The organism is Pseudomonas siliginis (assembly GCF_024072275.1).
In the GTDB taxonomy this organism is placed as follows: Bacteria; Pseudomonadota; Gammaproteobacteria; order Pseudomonadales; family Pseudomonadaceae; genus Aquipseudomonas; species Aquipseudomonas siliginis.
In genome coordinates this window covers 491257-507614 of record NZ_CP099598.1, presented here as the reverse complement: position 1 = coordinate 507614, position 16358 = coordinate 491257, and the positions used below count along the sequence as shown (strand labels likewise).

Below are 16358 nucleotides of genomic sequence, written 5' to 3'. Positions count from 1 at the left end.
CGGACCATGCAAACTCGTGACGATATCTTCAACACCCTGCGCGATGCCCTGGTCGAGCTGTTCGAGCTGGATCCGGCCCGCGTAAGCATGGACGCCAATCTGTATCAGGATCTGGAAATCGACAGCATCGATGCGGTTGACCTGATCGATCACATCAAACGCCAGACCGGCAAGAAAATCGCCGCCGAAGAATTCAAATCGGTGCGCACCGTCGGTGACGTGGTCGAGGCGGTGTTCCGTCTGGTTCAACCGGCCGCATGAGCCGACTGATCGGCCTGGGCCTGCTGCTGGCCGGTCTGCTGTACCCCTTTGCGGTGTATTTCGGCATGGAGCATTTCGCCCCGTGGCAATTTGCGCTGCTGTTGGGCAGCCTGTGGCTGGCGCGAGCCCTGACCGGCGAACGCAAGCCGGGCAGCCTGTGGATGGCGTGCGTGGCGATGGTTTTCTGCCTGCTGCTCGCGGTGTTCGACAGCCCGCAGCTGCTGCGCTGGTACCCGGTGCTGATCAGCGCATTCATGCTGGTGCTGTTCGGCGCAAGCCTGAAATTCGGCCCGCCGATGGTCGAGCGTCTGGCGCGCTTGCGTGAGCCGGAGCTGCCGCAGGTTGCCATTCGCTACACGCGCAAGGTCACGCTGGCCTGGAGCGTGTTTTTCTTCTGCAACGGTTTGTGCGCCGCCCTCCTCACCCTGTGGGCGCCGCTGGATTGGTGGATGTTGTACACCGGCCTGATCTCCTACGGATTGATCGGCCTGATGTTTGCCATTGAATGGCTGATACGACAACGGGTAAGAGGCCGTACATGAATTGGATAAAACTTGAGCAGCTGTTGCTCAAGGCACTGCCGGCACGGGCGATCTGCCAGGCGCCGGCACTCGATCACACGCAACTGCGAGCGCAGGCCCTGAGCGTCGCCGCGGGTCTGCAAAGCCAAGGCGTGAAAAGGCTGGCCGTGCATCTGGAAGATGCCGCCGACCTCGCCATCGCCCTGCTCGGCGCGTGGCGTGCCGGCGTCAGCGTGTTGCTGCCGGCGGATCTGCAAGCGCAGACGCGTCAGCGCTGGTCGCAGGAAGTCGATCTATGGCTGACCGATCAATCAGGCGATGCACAGCTGGACGACTTCACTCAGCCCGAACTGCCCGGTGCACAACTGGATCTCGATCAATGCCGACTGAGCCTGTGCACTTCCGGCTCCAGCGGCGAACCCAAGCGCATCGACAAGACCCTGCGCCAATTGGCCAACGAGGTCGAAGCGCTGGAACAGTTGTGGGGCGCAGACCTCGGTGAAGCCTGCATCATCGGCAGTGTCGCCACGCAACACATCTATGGCCTGCTGTTTCGCGTGTTGTGGCCATTGTGCGCCGGGCGCCCGTTCGTGCGCCGGCAACTGGCGTTCTCCGAAGACTTGCAGCGCGCCAGCCGCGAATACCCGGCCTTCGCCTGGGTCGCCAGCCCGGCGCTGCTCAAGCGCATGGGCGACAACCTCGACTGGCCGGCCCTGAGCGCGGTGCGCCGGGTGTTTTCCTCCGGGGGCGCGTTGCCGTCGGAAGCGGCGCAAAGTCTGCAACAGCGCTTGCAGCAATGGCCGACGGAAATCCTCGGCAGCTCGGAAACTGGCGGCATCGCCTGGCGTCAGGGCGAGTCGTTGTGGCGGCCGTTTGCTGGCGTCGAACTGAGCCAGGACAGCGACGGCGCCCTGCTTATTTCTTCGCCTTATCTGCCTGCCGGCCACGTCGAACACAGCGCCGACGCCGCACGCATTGCCACCGATGGTCGCTTCGAACTGCTGGGGAGACTGGACCGCATCGTCAAACTGGAAGAAAAACGCATCTCGTTGCCGATGCTCGAGCAGGCCTTGGCAGCCCATGACTGGGTCGCCGAAGCGCGCCTCGGTGTGGTCCAGGAAAACCGCGCCTCGCTCGGTGCGCTGCTGGTGCTCAGCGAATCGGGCCTGTTCGCCCTGCGCGAGCACGGTCGCCGCGACCTGACCGAAACCCTGCGCAAACATCTGAGCCAACATTGCGAAGCCCTCGCCCTGCCCCGACGCTGGCGCCTGCTGCGGCAGATGCCATTGAACAGCCAGGGCAAACTGGCGCAAGCCGACGTCGAAGCATTGCTGCTGGCCGCGCGACCCAAAGCCCCCGAAGTGCTGGAGCAAAGCGAAAGCGACGGCGAGTGGAGCCTGCAACTCAGCGTGCCGCCGGATCTGGCCTACTTCAGCGGGCATTTTCCCAAGGCACCGGTGTTGCCCGGTGTGGTGCAGGTGGAATGGGCGCTGAATCTGGGTCGGCAGTTGCTGAAGCTGAATGGCGGGTTCGCGGGAATGGAGGTGCTGAAGTTTCAGCAACTGGTGCGCCCGGGTGATGAAATCCAGCTGCATCTGCGTTTCGATGCCGAGCGCGGCAAGTTGTATTTCGCTTATCGCAACGACACGGCGACCTGTTCCAGCGGACGCATTCTCCTGGGGCCTGCCCATGCATAACCCCTGCGCCGTAATCCCGGTATACAACCACGAAACCGCGATCACCACCGTGGTCGATGCCCTGCTCGCACAAGGTCTGCCGTGCATTCTGGTGGACGATGCCAGCGAGCCGTCCTGCGCGCGGGTGCTCGACACCCTGGCCGAGCGCGACAGGGTTTTTCTGGTGCGCCTGACGGCCAATCAGGGCAAGGGCGGCGCGGTGATGACCGGTCTGCGTGAAGCCTCGCGTCTGGGTTACAGCCATGCCTTGCAGGTCGATGCCGACGGCCAGCACGATTTGCACGACGTCGCGCGCTTCGTCGGCGAATCCCGCGGCCATCCCGAGGCGATGATCTGCGGCTATCCGCTGTTCGACGAGAGCGTGCCGAAAGGGCGTTTGTACGCTCGCTACCTGACGCACGTGATGGTCTGGATCAACACCCTGTCGTTGCAGATTCGCGATTCGATGTGCGGCTTCCGTGTTTATCCGCTGGCGCCGACTCTGGCCGTGATCGACTCGGCCAAAGTCGGCAAACGCATGGATTTCGACTCGGACATTCTTGTGCGGCTGGCCTGGCGCAATCAGCCGATGCGCTGGCTGCAGACAAGCGTGCATTACCCGCTGGACGGCGTGTCGCACTTTCGCCTGTTCCACGACAACGCGCTGATTTCCAGCATGCACACGCGGCTGTTCTTCGGCATGTTGCTGCGTTGGCCGGTGATCCTCTGGCGGCGGTGGAAACCATGAGCGAAGAAGTCGACAAGAAGCACTGGGCCGACCGCGAAGAGCGCGGCAGTTTCCTGCTGATGAAATTCACTGCATTCGCCGCCAAAGTCCTCGGACGGCGCCTGCTCAGCCCGTTGCTGTACGCCATCGTCCTGTATTTTTTCCTCTTCGGCCGCGTCGCCCGGCGCAGTGCCTGGCAGTACCAGCAGCGGCTGGCCGAGTGGAGCCGGCGCGACGACCTGCGCCCGAGCCACTGGCGGGTGTTCGGCCAGTTCATGACCTTTGCCGATTCGCTGCTCGACAAGCTCGACGTGTGGAACGGCAAGCTGAGCATCGAGCAGATCGAAATCATCGACCCGGCGCTGCTGCGCAAGCAGTTGCGCGGCAGTCGCGGGCAACTGCTGGTCGGCGCGCATCTGGGCAATCTCGAAGTGTGCCGGGCGCTGGCGGAGATCGGCGAAAAGGTCACCATGAACGTGCTGGTGCACACCAAGCACGCCGAGCAATTCAATCGCTTGCTTGGCGAAGCCGGGGCGACCAATCTGCGCCTGATTCAGGTCAGCGAACTCGACCCGGTGATCATGCTGCAACTGCATGAACGACTGGAACGCGGCGAGTGGCTGGCGATTGCCGGTGACCGCGTGCCACTGCACGGCGGGCGCAGCGTGACGGTGGATTTTCTCGGCCACCCGGCGCCATTTCCGCAAGGCCCGTGGTTACTGGCCGGCCTGCTCAAGTGCCCGGTCAATCTGCTGATGTGCCTCAAGCAACCCGACGGCCACTATCGCCTGACTCTCGAACCGTTCGCCGACGCGGTGGTGTGGACACGCCGCGAACGCGAGCAGGTCATTCATCAGTGGGCCACCCGCTACGCGCAGCGCCTGAGTCACTATTGCCTCGAAGCCCCGCAGCAATGGTTCAACTTTTACCCTTTCTGGAAGACCGATGACGACGCCAACCCATGAGCCGGTAACCTTCGGCGAACGCCCTTTGCGCATCGAAGACGTGCTGGCCCTGGCCAACCGTCAGGCGCCCGTGCAATTGCAGGCTGACGCCGACTATCGCGAGCGCATCGCCAAGGGCGCGCGGTTTCTCGATTCGCTGCTGGACAAGGAAGGTGTGATCTACGGCGTCACCACCGGTTACGGCGATTCCTGCGTGGTCGCGGTGCCGCTGCATCACGTCGAGGCGCTGCCGCGTCATCTCTACACCTTTCATGGTTGCGGCCTGGGCAAACTGCTCGACGCGCAGGCGACCCGCGCGGTGCTGGCGGCGCGCTTGCAGTCGTTGTGTCACGGCGTTTCCGGGGTGCGCGTCGAACTGCTCGAGCGTCTGCACGCGTTTCTCGAATACGACATCCTGCCGCTGATTCCCGAAGAAGGTTCGGTGGGTGCCAGCGGCGATCTGACGCCGCTGTCCTATGTCGCCGCAACCCTGTCCGGCGAGCGCGAAGTGCTGTTCCGTGGCGAACGTCGTCAGGCTGCCGACGTGCATCGCGAGCTAGGCTGGACGCCGCTGGTGCTGCGCCCGAAAGAGGCGCTGGCGCTGATGAACGGCACAGCGGTGATGACCGGCCTCGCCTGTCTCGCTTTCGCCCGCGCCGATTACCTGCTGCAACTGGCCACGCGCATCACCGCGCTCAATGTCGTCGCGCTGCAAGGCAACCCGGAGCACTTCGACGAACGCCTGTTCGCCGCCAAACCGCACCCGGGGCAGATGCAGGTCGCCGCGTGGCTGCGCAAGGATCTGGCGATCGACGCGCCGACCGCGCCACTGCATCGTCTGCAGGATCGTTATTCGCTGCGTTGCGCGCCGCATGTGCTCGGCGTGCTGGCCGACAGCCTGAACTGGCTGCGCGGCTTCATCGAAACCGAGCTGAACAGCGCCAACGACAACCCGATCATCGATGCCGAAGCCGAGCGCGTTCTGCATGGCGGGCACTTCTACGGCGGGCACATTGCGTTCGCTATGGACAGCCTGAAAAACCTCGTGGCCAACGTCGCCGATCTGCTCGATCGGCAATTGGCGTTGCTGGTCGACGAGCGCTACAACCACGGCTTGCCAAGCAACCTCTCCGGCGCGCCAGCCGATCGGGCCATGATCAATCACGGCTTCAAAGCCGTGCAGATCGGCACCAGCGCCTGGACCGCCGAAGCACTGAAAAACACCATGCCGGCCAGCGTGTTCTCGCGCTCCACCGAGTGCCACAACCAGGACAAGGTGAGCATGGGCACCATCGCCGCCCGTGATGCGATTCGCGTGCTGGAGCTGACCGAACAGGTCGCCGCCGCCACGCTGCTCGCCGCCAATCAGGGCGTGTGGCTGCGCGCTCAAGCCGCCGATGCGCGCCCGCTGCCGCCGGCACTGGCAGCGATGCACGAAGAGCTGGGCAAGGACTTCCCGCCGGTCATCGAAGACCGCGCCCTGGAAGGCGAACTGCGCCTGTGCCTGCAACGCATCGCCGCGCAACACTGGAGGCTGCATGCGTAGTGCCGGAGTGCTTCACGCCGATACCGAGATTCTGGTGCCGTTTTTCGACGTCGACACCATGCACGTGGTCTGGCACGGCCATTACGTCAAATACCTCGAAGTCGCGCGCTGCGCGTTGCTGGACAAGATCGGCCACAACTACACGCACATGGTCGAGTCGGGTTACGCCTGGCCGATCATCGACCTGCAACTGCGCTACGTGCGCAGCGCGGTGTTCGGCCAGCGGCTGAACGTGCGCGCCAGCCTGATCGAGTGGGAAAACCGTCTGAAGATCAATTATCTGATCAGCGACCTGCAGACCGGCGAACGCCTGACCCGCGCAAGCTCCGTGCAGGTCGCCGTCGAAGTCAGCAGCCGCGAGATGCAACTGGCCTCACCCAAAGTCTTCACCGATGCCGTGGAAAGGATGCTGCGATGAATGTGTTGTTCAAAAGCCTTGGCGCGTTGGCGCTGCTGGCCGTGTCGTCATGGGCCAATGCCTTCGACCTGCAACAACTCAGTGAACAACTGGCGAAACCGGACGTTATCCACGGCCAGTTCACTCAGGAAAAACACCTGCGCGCCCTGCCGCAGCCGCTGATCAGCAAGGGCAGCTTCGTCCTCGCGAAAAATCATGGCCTGCTGTGGCTGTTGAAAACCCCGCTGCAACAGGATTACCGCATCACCGCCAATGGCATCGCCCGCCGTGACACCAATGGCTGGCAACTGCTGCCGAACAAGAGCGCCGGTGCCGAGCAGAACCGTTTGTTCCTCGCCGTGCTGCAAGGTGACAGCAGCGGTTTGCAGCGCGATTTCGAACTGGCCCTGAGCGGCACGGCGCAGCAGTGGCAACTGACTCTGACGCCGCGCTCGATGCTGCTCAAGCAAGTGTTCCAGCAGATCAATATCGACGGCGGTACTCTGGTGCAAACCATCGAACTGCTGGAAACCCAAGGCGACAGCACCCTGCTACGCATGCAGGACAGCACGGCCGAGCAACCCTTGAGCGAAGCGGAGCAACATGACTTTGCCGAGTGAACGCAAGCTGCCCTGGCTGTTTCTGAGCCTGCTGCTGGCCGTCGTCGCGCTGGCTGCCTGGCAGTGGCGCGACGGTGCGCCGCTGTCGGCCAATCTCATGGAGCTGGTACCCGGGACCAATCCAGACGCGCTGGAGTTGCGCGCCGAACAGCGCATGCAAGAACCGCTCAATCGCGAAATGCTGGTGCTGGTCGGCCACGCCGATCGCCAGCAAGCGCTGACCATGGCTCAACAACTGGGCGAACAATGGCAGGCCAGCGGTCTGTTCGAAACCGTGCAGTGGAACCTGCAAGCCGACTTGCCGGCGCTGCGCAAGCAATTGCTGCAAGGACGCCTTGCGATGCTCTCGGCGGATGATCGGCAGCTACTCAGCAAGCACCCCGACGCGTTCATCCAGCAGCGAGTACAGGCGCTGTTCGATCCGTTCAACGGCTTCACCCTGGTGCCAAGCCAGGACGACTGGCTCGGCCTGACCGGGCGCATCCAGAACAGCCAGCCGAAACATGGCGCAGTGCAACTGGACATTGGCAGCGGCGCACTGGTCGCCGATGCCGACGGCAAGAGCTGGGTGATGCTGCGTGCGCGCACCACCGGTAACGCCTTCGATATGAATCTGCCGCTGCAAGTGGCAGAGCTGCTCCAGCACAGCCGCGAACAGGCGGCGAAAGGCGACGTGCAGTTGCTCGCCGCCAGTGGCCTGCTCTACGCCGCCAACGGCCAGCAACAAGCCACCCGCGAAATGACCTGGGTCGGCGGTGGTGCGACGGTCGGCATTCTGCTGTTGCTGCTGTTGGCGTTTCGCCGCTGGGGCGTGCTGCTGGCATTTGTTCCGGTGCTGGTCGGCATGCTGTTCGGCGCGGTGGCCTGCGTGGCGCTGTTCGGCCACATGCATGTGATGACGCTGGTACTCGGTTCGAGTCTGATCGGTGTCGCCGTCGATTACCCGTTGCACTATCTGTCCAAAAGCTGGAGTCTCAAGCCGTGGCGCAGTTGGCCGGCCCTGCGCCTGACGTTGCCGGGGCTGACCCTGAGCCTGATCACCAGCGTTATCGGCTACCTGGCGCTGGCGTGGACACCGTTCCCGGCGCTGACGCAGATCGCGGTGTTCTCCGCCGCCGGTTTGCTCGGCGCCTATCTGTCGGCGGTCTGCCTGCTGCCGGCGCTGCTGAAAAATGTCGAACTGCGCCCGGCGCAATGGCCGCTGCGTCTGGCCGAGCGCCTGATTCATCTGCGTGAGGCGTTGCTCGGTTGCATACGCACGCCCGCGCTGCTGGCCCTGCTGATCGCCTTCTGCGTCGGCGGACTGATGCAGTTGCAGAGCAAAAACGACATTCGCCAATGGGTTGGCGCGCCGCAGCATCTGACCGACGAAGCGCAGACCATCGCGCGCATCACCGGTTTTCAACCGACCAGCCAGTTCTTCCTGATCCGCGCTGCCAATCAGGAGCAATTGCTTGAGCGCCAGGCAGCGCTGAGCGAACGGCTGCAGCAACTGGTCAACCTCGACAAACTGCAAGGCTATCTGGCCATTGATCAACTGGTCAGTGCGCCGAGCCAGCAACAGCAAGTGCGCGAATCACTGAACAAGCTGCCGTCGTTCTGGCAACCGCTGCTCGATCTGGGCGTGCCGGTGGTTGCGTTGCAAAATGAATTGCAGCAGTTGCAGACCCTGCCCGCCGAAGACATCGACGCAGCGCTGGCCGGCCCGCTCGGTGAGCCGTATCGGACACTGTGGCTTGGACCGACTGAAGACGGCGTCGCAGCGATGACCAGTTTGCAGGGCTTGAACAATCCGTCGTTGTTGCGCGTGCAGGCGCTCGATTTGCCGGGGGTGGTGCTGGTCGATCGCCTCGGTGATCTGAACAAGGTGTTCGCCGCCACGCAGATCAGCGCCGCCGAACTGAAACTGGCCTCCTGCGTGTTGATCGTGCTGGTGCTGATCCTGCCGTTCGGCCTGACCGGCGCCCTGCGTATCGTCGCCCTGCCGCTGCTGGCGGCGCTGTGCAGTCTGGCCAGCCTTGGCTGGCTCGGTCAGCCGCTGACCCTGTTCAGCCTGTTCGGCCTGCTGTTGGTGACGGCGATCAGTGTCGACTATGCAATCCTCATGCGCGAACAGGTGGGCGGCGCGGCGGTGAGCCTGCTCGGCACCTTGCTTGCAGCAGTGACGACGTGGCTGTCGTTCGGCCTGCTAGCGGTGTCCAGCACCCCGGCGGTGAGTAATTTCGGCCTGTCGGTGAGCCTCGGCCTGGCGTTCAGCTTCATGCTCGCGCCGTGGGCCGGGCGCCATGAACCGGTTGCGGAGCCAGCGGCATGATGGTCTTCGGCTTCTGGTTGCTGGCCTTGGCGCTGTTTGCGCTGGCGACTCGTGTCGGCCGTCACTTCGGCCTGATTCCGATCGTCAGTCAGTTGCTGCTGGCGAGCTTCGGTTTGCCGTTGCTGATGTATTTCTGGATCGAGCCGGGCTGGCAGCTCAGCGGCGCACAACTGATCGCCCCGGACTGGCTGAAAAACCTCTACAGCCTGAGCTTCGCCTTGCTGCTCGGGCATATCCTCAGCGATGTCATCGATCTGCGTCTGGATCGCCAGAGCGTGAAAATCGCTATACCGAGTTTCGCTGTGCCGTTCGCTTGCGGGCTGGCGGTTGCGTACTGGTTGCTGCCGTCGCAGCCGTGGCTCAACGCATTGGCCATCGGACTGGTCTTCGCGATTACCGCGATCCCGGTGTTGTACCTGTATCTGCGTCACATCGATTACCCGCCCGCTGCCACGCGGCGTCTGGTGCAAACAGCGATCCTTATCGATCTGACCTGCTGGACGCTGTTCGGCCTCGCCCAGGGCAGCCTGTACCTGAGCAGCCTGTTGCTGCCCGTGGCCATGGCCGGCGTGCCGCTGCTTTTGCACCTGCTGCGCGTGCGTCGCCCGCTGACTTACAGCCTCGGCTTCTTCGCGTTGCTGGTCATGGCCGAGCATTACAAACTCAACGCGCTGATTTTCGGCATCGGCTATCTGCTGTGCATGGCGCTGCTGAAAGTGCCGTTGGTGCTGCCGTTGCCGGCACGCTGGATGAGCCGTTTGCAGACGTGGATCGCAATCCCGCTGATCCTCACGTTCGGCATCGTCCAGATCGACGTGCACAGCGCCCTCGCCAGCCTCGACGCCGGGCAATGGGCGGCGCTGCTGCTGTTGCCGATTGCCAGTAAACTGCTGGGCAACTGGCTCGGCCTCGGTTGGGCTGGAGCCTCGTTCGCGGGTGCCAGCCGCTGGCGCGAAAGCGTACTGCTGAACATTCGCGGCCTGAGCGAAATCGTCTTTCTCAATCTGTTGTTGCAACAACAGCTCATCACCCCGGCGCTGTATTTCGCGCTGATGCTGATGGGCCTGATCGCGACGCTGCTGCCGGCCCTGATCGGCCTGCATCGCGCGCCCCTGAATCTGAACAGTCCTCTGCCCCGGAGCTCACGTGCCAATCGTTGAAATGGAATCCCGTCAGGTCGTGATCATCGGTGCCGGCCCGTCCGGTGCTATCGCCGCTGCCCTGCTCAAGCGCAAGGGCCACGATGTGCTGGTGCTCGAGCGCCAGCACTTCCCACGCTTCTCCATCGGCGAAAGCCTGCTCAGCCACTGCCTGGATTTCGTCGAAGAAGCCGGCATGCTCGACGCCGTCAACGCCGCCGGGTTCCAGCGCAAGACCGGCGCGGCGTTTGCCTGGGGCGAGCGCTACAGCGCTTTCGATTTTGGCGACACTTTCACCGCCGGCAAGCCGACCACGTTCCAGGTGCAGCGCGCCGATTTCGACAAGTTGCTGGCCGATCAAGCAGCATTGCAAGGTGCGGAAATCCGTTATGGCGATGCGATTGTCAGCGTCGATTTCGATCAGGCGAAACCACAACTCGATGTGCGCCGCGAAGATGGCAGCGAGTACCGCGTCGAAGCCGATTTCGTCCTGGACGCCAGCGGCTACGGCCGCGTGCTGTCGCGCTTGCTTGACCTCGAAGCACCTTCGAATTTCCCGGTGCGTCAGGCCGTGTTCACCCATGTCGAAGATCACATCGACAACCCGGCGTTCGACCGTGAAAAGATCCTCGTCACCACCCATCCCGAGCATCGCGATGTGTGGTTCTGGACCATCCCCTTCAGCAACGGCCGCTGCTCGGTGGGCGTGGTCGCGGCTGAGGAACATTTCCGGGGCCGCGACAGCGATCTCGATGCCTGCCTGCGCAGCTTCATCGCCGAGACGCCGAGCCTCGCCGGGGTTCTGAACAACGCGGTCTGGGACACCCCGGCGCGCACCCTCGGCGGCTATGCGGCCAACGTGAAAACCCTGCACGGCCCGGGCTTCGCGCTGCTGGGCAACGCCGCAGAATTCCTTGACCCGGTATTCTCCTCCGGCGTGACCATCGCCATGCGTTCGGCGAGCATGGCTGCCGGCGTGCTGCACCGCCAGTTGCAGGGTGAAACGGTGGACTGGCAAAGCGAATTTGCCGAACCGTTGAAACGCGGCGTCGATACCTTCCGTTGCTACGTCGAAGGCTGGTACGCCGGCACCTTCCAGGACGTGATTTTCTATGAGGACAGCCAAGCGGAAATTCGCCGGATGATCTGCTCGATCCTCGCCGGTTACGCCTGGGACGAGCGCAACCCGTTCGTCAGTGAAGCGCGGCGCCGGCTGAAGATGATTTCCCAACTCTGCGCGCAGGACGCCTCATGAATTACTTGAGCGACAGTTACGTCGAGGAAACCCGCTTCGGTCTCTGGTTCTTGCGCAGCCACACCTGGCAGCACCATGTGCTGCGCGTGGCGATCAACGATTTGCGTGGATTATTCAGTGAGCCGCTGCCGGAACACCCGGTGCTGCTCGACGCCGGTTGCGGTCAGGGCAAGTCCTTCGGCCACCTGCGTCAGACCTTCGCCCCGCAGCGACTGATCGGCGTCGACGCCGACCCGCACAGTTTGCAACTCAGCGCCGAAGAGGCCACCCGCCTGGGCATGCCAGTCGAGTTGATCGGCAGCGATTGCGCCACGCTCAACGTCGCCGATGCCAGCGTCGACCTGCTGTTCTGCCACCAGACCTTCCATCATCTGGTCGAGCAGGAAAAGGCCTTGGCCGAGTTCTATCGCGTGCTCAAGCCAGGCGGCTATCTGCTGTTCGCCGAATCCACCGAGGCTTACATTGATACCTGGGTGATTCGCTGGCTGTTCCGCCATCCGATGCATGTGCAGAAGAGCGCCGCCGGCTACCTGCAGATGATCCGCGAGCAAGGCTTCGAGTTTGCCGAGCGCAATGTTTCCTACCCGTATCTGTGGTGGAGCCGGTCGAAGGATTTTGGTTTGCTGGAGCGGCTGGGGTTGAGCAAACCCAAGCCATTCGGTGAGCGCGAAGAGACGCTGGTAAACGTCGTCGCGCGCAAGCCATTGCAGGAATCTGTCTGATGTACGGCTATCGATCTGAACACCTGAAACCCTGTGGGAGCGAGCCTGCTCGCGAAAGCGGTGTATCAGTCAGCCAAAGTGGCGAATGTCAGATGGCATTCGCGAGCAGGCTCGCTCCCACAGGGTTTTCTGCATGGCTGGCGATCGTTTTGTCAGCCTTGCTGTTGAGTGCCTGCGCCAGCCAGCCACCGCTACCAGCGGCCAACCCGACGCTGCCTCTGCCGCTGCAACTGCACATTGAGCGCGAGCAAGCCGGGCAACGTCAGGACTGGCTGCTGGTGATCCAGCGCGAAGGCGCCGGCACGCGTTGGTCGATGATGGATCCGCTGGGCATTCCCCAAGCCCGTCAGCAACTGATCGATGGGCATTGGCAGGCCGACGGTCTGCTGCCGCCGAACCCGGAAGCGCGGGAGTTGTTCGCCGCACTGCTGTTCGCCTTGACGCCTCCTGCCGAGCTGCTGCGCAACTATCCCGACGCCCGCCAACAGGCCGATCAGCGTTCACTGCCGGCGCGCTGGAACGTCCGCTATTCACAACCGTTGAGCTTCCAATTGAATCTGCCCCAAGGCCCGCACTATCGCGTTTCCCAGTTAGGTGAATCGACGCCATGACCGCTTACCTGAATGCCCTCGGCGTGATCTGCGCCCTGGGCCGCGACAAGTCTGAAGTCGCGCGCAATCTGTTTGCCGGCGACTGTTCGGGGATGCGCCGCGAGTCCGGCTGGGTCGCCGAACGTGAACTGCCTGTGGCTGGCGTACACGGTGAATTGGCGGCGATCCCTGCGGACCTGGTCGAGCACAGCAGTCGCAACAATCAGCTGTTGCTGGAAGCCGCGCTGCAGATTCGAGACGACATCGATCGTGCGATCCAGACCTTCGGCCGCGAGCGCATAGGCGTGGTCCTCGGCACCAGCACCTCAGGCATCGACGAGGCCAGCCGGGGTCTGGCGCATTACATCCGCGAACAGCAATTTCCCCGCGAGTACGACTATCGCCAACAGGAACTCGGCGCCCCGGCGAATTTTCTCGCCGAATGGCTGCAACTGAGCGGCCCGGCCTACGTGATTTCCACCGCCTGTACCTCCAGCGCCCGCGCGCTGATGAGCGCTCAGCGCCTGCTCGATCTGGGCCTGTGCGACGCGGTGCTGTGCGGCGGCGTCGACAGTCTGTGCAAGCTCACGCTGAACGGTTTCTCTTCGCTGGAAGCCGTTTCAGATGAGCGCTGCAATCCGTTCTCCGCCAACCGCAACGGCATCAATATCGGCGAGGCAGCGGTGCTGTTCGTGATGAGCAAACAGCGCGACGAAGGCCCGGGCATCGCCCTGCTGGGTGCGGGCGCCAGCTCGGATGCGCACCATATCTCCGCGCCGGAGCCGAGCGGTCGCGGCGCCCTGCAAGCCATGCAAAAAGCCCTTGGTCGCGCGCATCTGCAAGCCGGGCAAATCAACTACCTGAACCTGCACGGCACCGCCACCCAGCACAACGACGCGATGGAAAGTCTGGCGGTCGCGGCGCTGTTTCCCCAAGGCGTCGCCTGCTCATCAACCAAGCCGCTGACCGGCCACACCCTCGGCGCGGCTGGCGCGCTGGAAGCGGCGTTCTGCTGGCTGAGCCTGAGTGCCGACAACCCTGAGCAGGCGTTACCGCCGCATATCTGGGACGGCCAGGCCGATCCCGCGCTGCCGCCGCTCAAGTGGGTGACCGCGAGCGAACGCCTGACGTCCATTGCACCGCGCTACCTGATGAGCAACTCGTTTGCCTTCGGCGGCAACAACGTCAGCCTGATTATCGGAGACGCCCCATGAGCCACTGGCCGCTCGCCGAACTGCTGCCGCATGCCGGCGACATGATTCTGATCGACGCGATCGAGCGCTTCGACGATGAGCAGATTTTCACCCGCCTCACGGTCAAGCCCGACGGCCTGTTCAACCTGCCCGACGGCAGCCTGCCGGCGTGGGTCGGCGTCGAGCTGATGGCGCAGAGCGTCGCCGCTTTCGCCGGTTGCCACGCCCGGCAGAAAGGCAATCCGCCGGAGCTGGGCTTTCTCCTCGGCACGCGCAAATTCGAGTGCAACGTCGAAGCCTTTGCGCCTGGCAGCGTGCTGACCATCCACGGCCTGCGCTCACTGGAAGACGACAACGGCATGGGCGTATTCGAATGTCACATCCACGGTGACGGCATTCATGCCAGCGCCCGGCTGAACGTGTTCCGTCCGCCGCATGCCAACCAATATCTGCAACAGACAAAGGAGTCGCACGATGACTGAATCCGTACTGGTCACCGGCTCCAGCCGTGGCATCGGCCGCGCCATTGCCTTGCGTCTGGCGCAAGCCGGGCACGACATCGTCCTGCATTGCCGCAGCGGCATGACCGAAGCCCAAGCGGTGCAGGCCGAAATCGAAGCATTGGGTCGCCGCGCACGCATTCTGCAATTCGACGTCGCCGACCGTGAAACCTGCAAAAGCATTCTCGAGGCCGACGTCGAAAACCATGGCGCCTATTACGGCGTGGTACTCAACGCCGGGCTGACTCGCGACGGCGCGTTTCCGGCGCTGAGCGATGACGATTGGGACGTGGTCCTGCGCACCAACCTCGACGGTTTCTACAACGTCCTGCACCCGGTGATGATGCCGATGATCCGTCGTCGCGCCGCCGGGCGCATCGTCTGCATCACCTCGGTATCGGGCCTGATCGGCAACCGTGGCCAAGTCAATTACAGCGCCTCGAAGGCCGGGGTGATCGGTGCGGCAAAGGCGTTGGCGATCGAGCTGGGCAAGCGCAAAATTACGGTTAACTGCGTCGCCCCTGGCCTGATCGACACGGCCATGCTCGACGAAAACGTGCCGGTGGAGGAACTGATGAAAATGATCCCCGCGCAACGCATGGGCACCCCTGAAGAAGTGGCCTCTGCGGTGAATTTCCTGATGTCGGCGGAAGCCTCGTACATCACCCGCCAGGTGCTGGCGGTCAACGGAGGCCTGTGCTGATGAAGCGCGTCGTCGTCACCGGCATGGCCGGCATCACCTCGCTGGGCAGCGACTGGCCGACCATTGCCGGCAATTTCGCGGCCAATCGCAGCGGCATTCGCCGGATGGACGAGTGGGATCGCTTCACTGAGCTCAACACGCGTCTGGCCGGGCCTATCGATGATTTTCTCGTACCGTCGCACTGGACCCGCAAGCAGTTGCGCAGCATGGGCCGGGTTTCGCGACTGGCGGTCGGCGCAGCAGAAAAGGCTCTGGCCGATGCTGGCCTGCTCGGTGACGAATCGATCAAGGACGGGCGCATGGGCGTCGCTTGTGGTTCATCTACCGGTAGCACTGACGAGATCAAAGCCTTCGGCAACATGCTGCTCAACTCGGTGGCCGAGGGGCTCAACGCCAACTCCTACGTGCGGATGATGCCGCACACCACCGCCGCCAATATCAGCATTTTCTTCGGCCTCACCGGCCGCCTGATCCCGACCTCCAGCGCCTGCACCAGCGGCAGCCAGGGCATCGGCTACGCCTACGAAGCAATCAAGTTCGGCCGCCTGCCGTTGATGCTCGCCGGCGGCGCCGAAGAACTCTGCCCGACCGAAGCCATGGTGTTCGACGCGCTCTACGCCACCAGCCTGAAAAACGATGCACCCCAGACCAGCCCACGCCCGTACGACAAGGGCCGCGACGGTCTGGTGATTGGTGAAGGTGGCGGCATGCTCGTGCTTGAGGAGCTGGAACACGCCCTCGCCCGTGGCGCGCACATTCACGCGGAAATCGTCGGTTTCGGCAGCAACGCCGACGGCCAGCACACCACCCGCCCGGAACAGGTCACCATGCGCCGCGCCATGGAGCTGGCCTTGGAAGATGCCGGCCTCAGTCCGGACGCCATTGGCTATGTGAACGGCCACGGCACCGCGACCGAGCAGGGCGACATCGCCGAAACCCTGGCCACCAGCAGCCTGTTCGGCGAACACATGCCGATCAGCTCGCAAAAGAGCTTTCTCGGCCACACCCTCGGTGCCTGCGGTGCGCTGGAGTCATGGTTCAGCATCGAGATGCTCAACAGCGACCGTTACGTGCACACCTTCAACCTCGACGAGGTCGACCCGCACTGCGGCAAGCTCGATTACCTGCGCGGCGAGTTTCGTCAGATGCACCACGATTACGTGATGAACAACAACTTCGCTTTCGGTGGCGTCAACACTTCGTTGATCTTCCGCCGCTGGGCATAACCGAATCAATCCAGGTCAAGGAGA

The 16358-nt window shown here is 63.3% G+C and carries 17 protein-coding genes; all 17 read left to right on the top strand.

Features of this window, described 5'->3' with window-relative positions; genetic code table 11:
• Positions 1–6: 6 nt before the first annotated feature.
• The 17 genes from NF676_RS02850 to NF676_RS02770 are packed head-to-tail and all read left to right on the top strand — an operon-like array spanning position 7 to position 16334.
• Positions 7–261 (top strand): acyl carrier protein, encoded by a 255-nt coding sequence (locus NF676_RS02850; RefSeq protein ID WP_016772026.1) that lies wholly within the window; start codon positions 7–9, stop codon positions 259–261.
• Entirely contained in the window at positions 258–803 is a 546-nt protein-coding gene (locus tag NF676_RS02845) for a COG4648 family protein (RefSeq protein ID WP_041477595.1), read from the top strand. The genes NF676_RS02850 and NF676_RS02845 overlap by 4 nt, the downstream gene beginning before the upstream one ends.
• Positions 800–2479, top strand: a complete 1680-nt coding sequence (locus tag NF676_RS02840; protein ID WP_252887200.1) for an acyl-CoA synthetase family protein — start codon at positions 800–802, stop codon at positions 2477–2479. The genes NF676_RS02845 and NF676_RS02840 overlap by 4 nt, the downstream gene beginning before the upstream one ends.
• Positions 2472–3206 carry a glycosyltransferase family 2 protein gene (locus NF676_RS02835; RefSeq protein ID WP_056787395.1) on the top strand — a complete coding sequence of 245 codons (735 nt, stop codon included), beginning with the start codon at positions 2472–2474 and terminating at the stop codon, positions 3204–3206. Before NF676_RS02840 ends, NF676_RS02835 begins: the two co-directional genes overlap by 8 nt.
• Positions 3203–4150 (top strand): lysophospholipid acyltransferase family protein, encoded by a 948-nt coding sequence (locus NF676_RS02830; protein ID WP_252887199.1) that lies wholly within the window; start codon positions 3203–3205, stop codon positions 4148–4150. The genes NF676_RS02835 and NF676_RS02830 overlap by 4 nt, the downstream gene beginning before the upstream one ends.
• Complete coding sequence (locus NF676_RS02825; RefSeq protein WP_095181015.1) at positions 4131–5675, top strand: HAL/PAL/TAL family ammonia-lyase; 1545 nt, start codon at positions 4131–4133, stop codon at positions 5673–5675. The genes NF676_RS02830 and NF676_RS02825 overlap by 20 nt, the downstream gene beginning before the upstream one ends.
• On the top strand, positions 5668–6093 hold the full coding sequence (locus NF676_RS02820) for an acyl-CoA thioesterase (protein WP_056787385.1): 426 nt from the start codon (positions 5668–5670) through the stop codon (positions 6091–6093). The genes NF676_RS02825 and NF676_RS02820 overlap by 8 nt, the downstream gene beginning before the upstream one ends.
• Entirely contained in the window at positions 6090–6692 is a 603-nt protein-coding gene (locus tag NF676_RS02815) for an outer membrane lipoprotein carrier protein LolA (RefSeq protein WP_252877293.1), read from the top strand. The genes NF676_RS02820 and NF676_RS02815 overlap by 4 nt, the downstream gene beginning before the upstream one ends.
• The gene (locus NF676_RS02810; RefSeq protein ID WP_252887198.1) at positions 6676–9006 is read left to right on the top strand and encodes an MMPL family transporter; all 2331 of its coding nucleotides are present in this window, start codon (positions 6676–6678) and stop codon (positions 9004–9006) included. Before NF676_RS02815 ends, NF676_RS02810 begins: the two co-directional genes overlap by 17 nt.
• Entirely contained in the window at positions 9003–10166 is a 1164-nt protein-coding gene (locus NF676_RS02805; RefSeq protein WP_252877291.1) for a cation:proton antiporter, read from the top strand. The genes NF676_RS02810 and NF676_RS02805 overlap by 4 nt, the downstream gene beginning before the upstream one ends.
• Positions 10153–11400, top strand: a complete 1248-nt coding sequence (locus NF676_RS02800; RefSeq protein WP_252887197.1) for an NAD(P)/FAD-dependent oxidoreductase — start codon at positions 10153–10155, stop codon at positions 11398–11400. The genes NF676_RS02805 and NF676_RS02800 overlap by 14 nt, the downstream gene beginning before the upstream one ends.
• Positions 11397–12122, top strand: coding sequence for a class I SAM-dependent methyltransferase (locus NF676_RS02795; protein WP_125925750.1), 726 nt, complete (start codon positions 11397–11399; stop codon positions 12120–12122). Before NF676_RS02800 ends, NF676_RS02795 begins: the two co-directional genes overlap by 4 nt.
• Positions 12122–12733, top strand: a complete 612-nt coding sequence (locus NF676_RS02790) for a hypothetical protein (RefSeq protein WP_252887196.1) — start codon at positions 12122–12124, stop codon at positions 12731–12733. Before NF676_RS02795 ends, NF676_RS02790 begins: the two co-directional genes overlap by 1 nt.
• The gene (locus NF676_RS02785) at positions 12730–13926 is read left to right on the top strand and encodes a beta-ketoacyl-[acyl-carrier-protein] synthase family protein (RefSeq protein WP_217851087.1); all 1197 of its coding nucleotides are present in this window, start codon (positions 12730–12732) and stop codon (positions 13924–13926) included. The genes NF676_RS02790 and NF676_RS02785 overlap by 4 nt, the downstream gene beginning before the upstream one ends.
• Positions 13923–14387, top strand: coding sequence for a hotdog family protein (locus tag NF676_RS02780; protein WP_056787367.1), 465 nt, complete (start codon positions 13923–13925; stop codon positions 14385–14387). Before NF676_RS02785 ends, NF676_RS02780 begins: the two co-directional genes overlap by 4 nt.
• Positions 14380–15108: a 3-oxoacyl-ACP reductase FabG gene (fabG, locus tag NF676_RS02775; protein WP_041477582.1), complete on the top strand. Its 729-nt coding sequence runs from the start codon at positions 14380–14382 to the stop codon at positions 15106–15108. The genes NF676_RS02780 and fabG overlap by 8 nt, the downstream gene beginning before the upstream one ends.
• Complete coding sequence (locus NF676_RS02770; RefSeq protein WP_041477581.1) at positions 15108–16334, top strand: beta-ketoacyl-ACP synthase; 1227 nt, start codon at positions 15108–15110, stop codon at positions 16332–16334. Before fabG ends, NF676_RS02770 begins: the two co-directional genes overlap by 1 nt.
• Positions 16335–16358 lie beyond the last annotated feature (24 nt).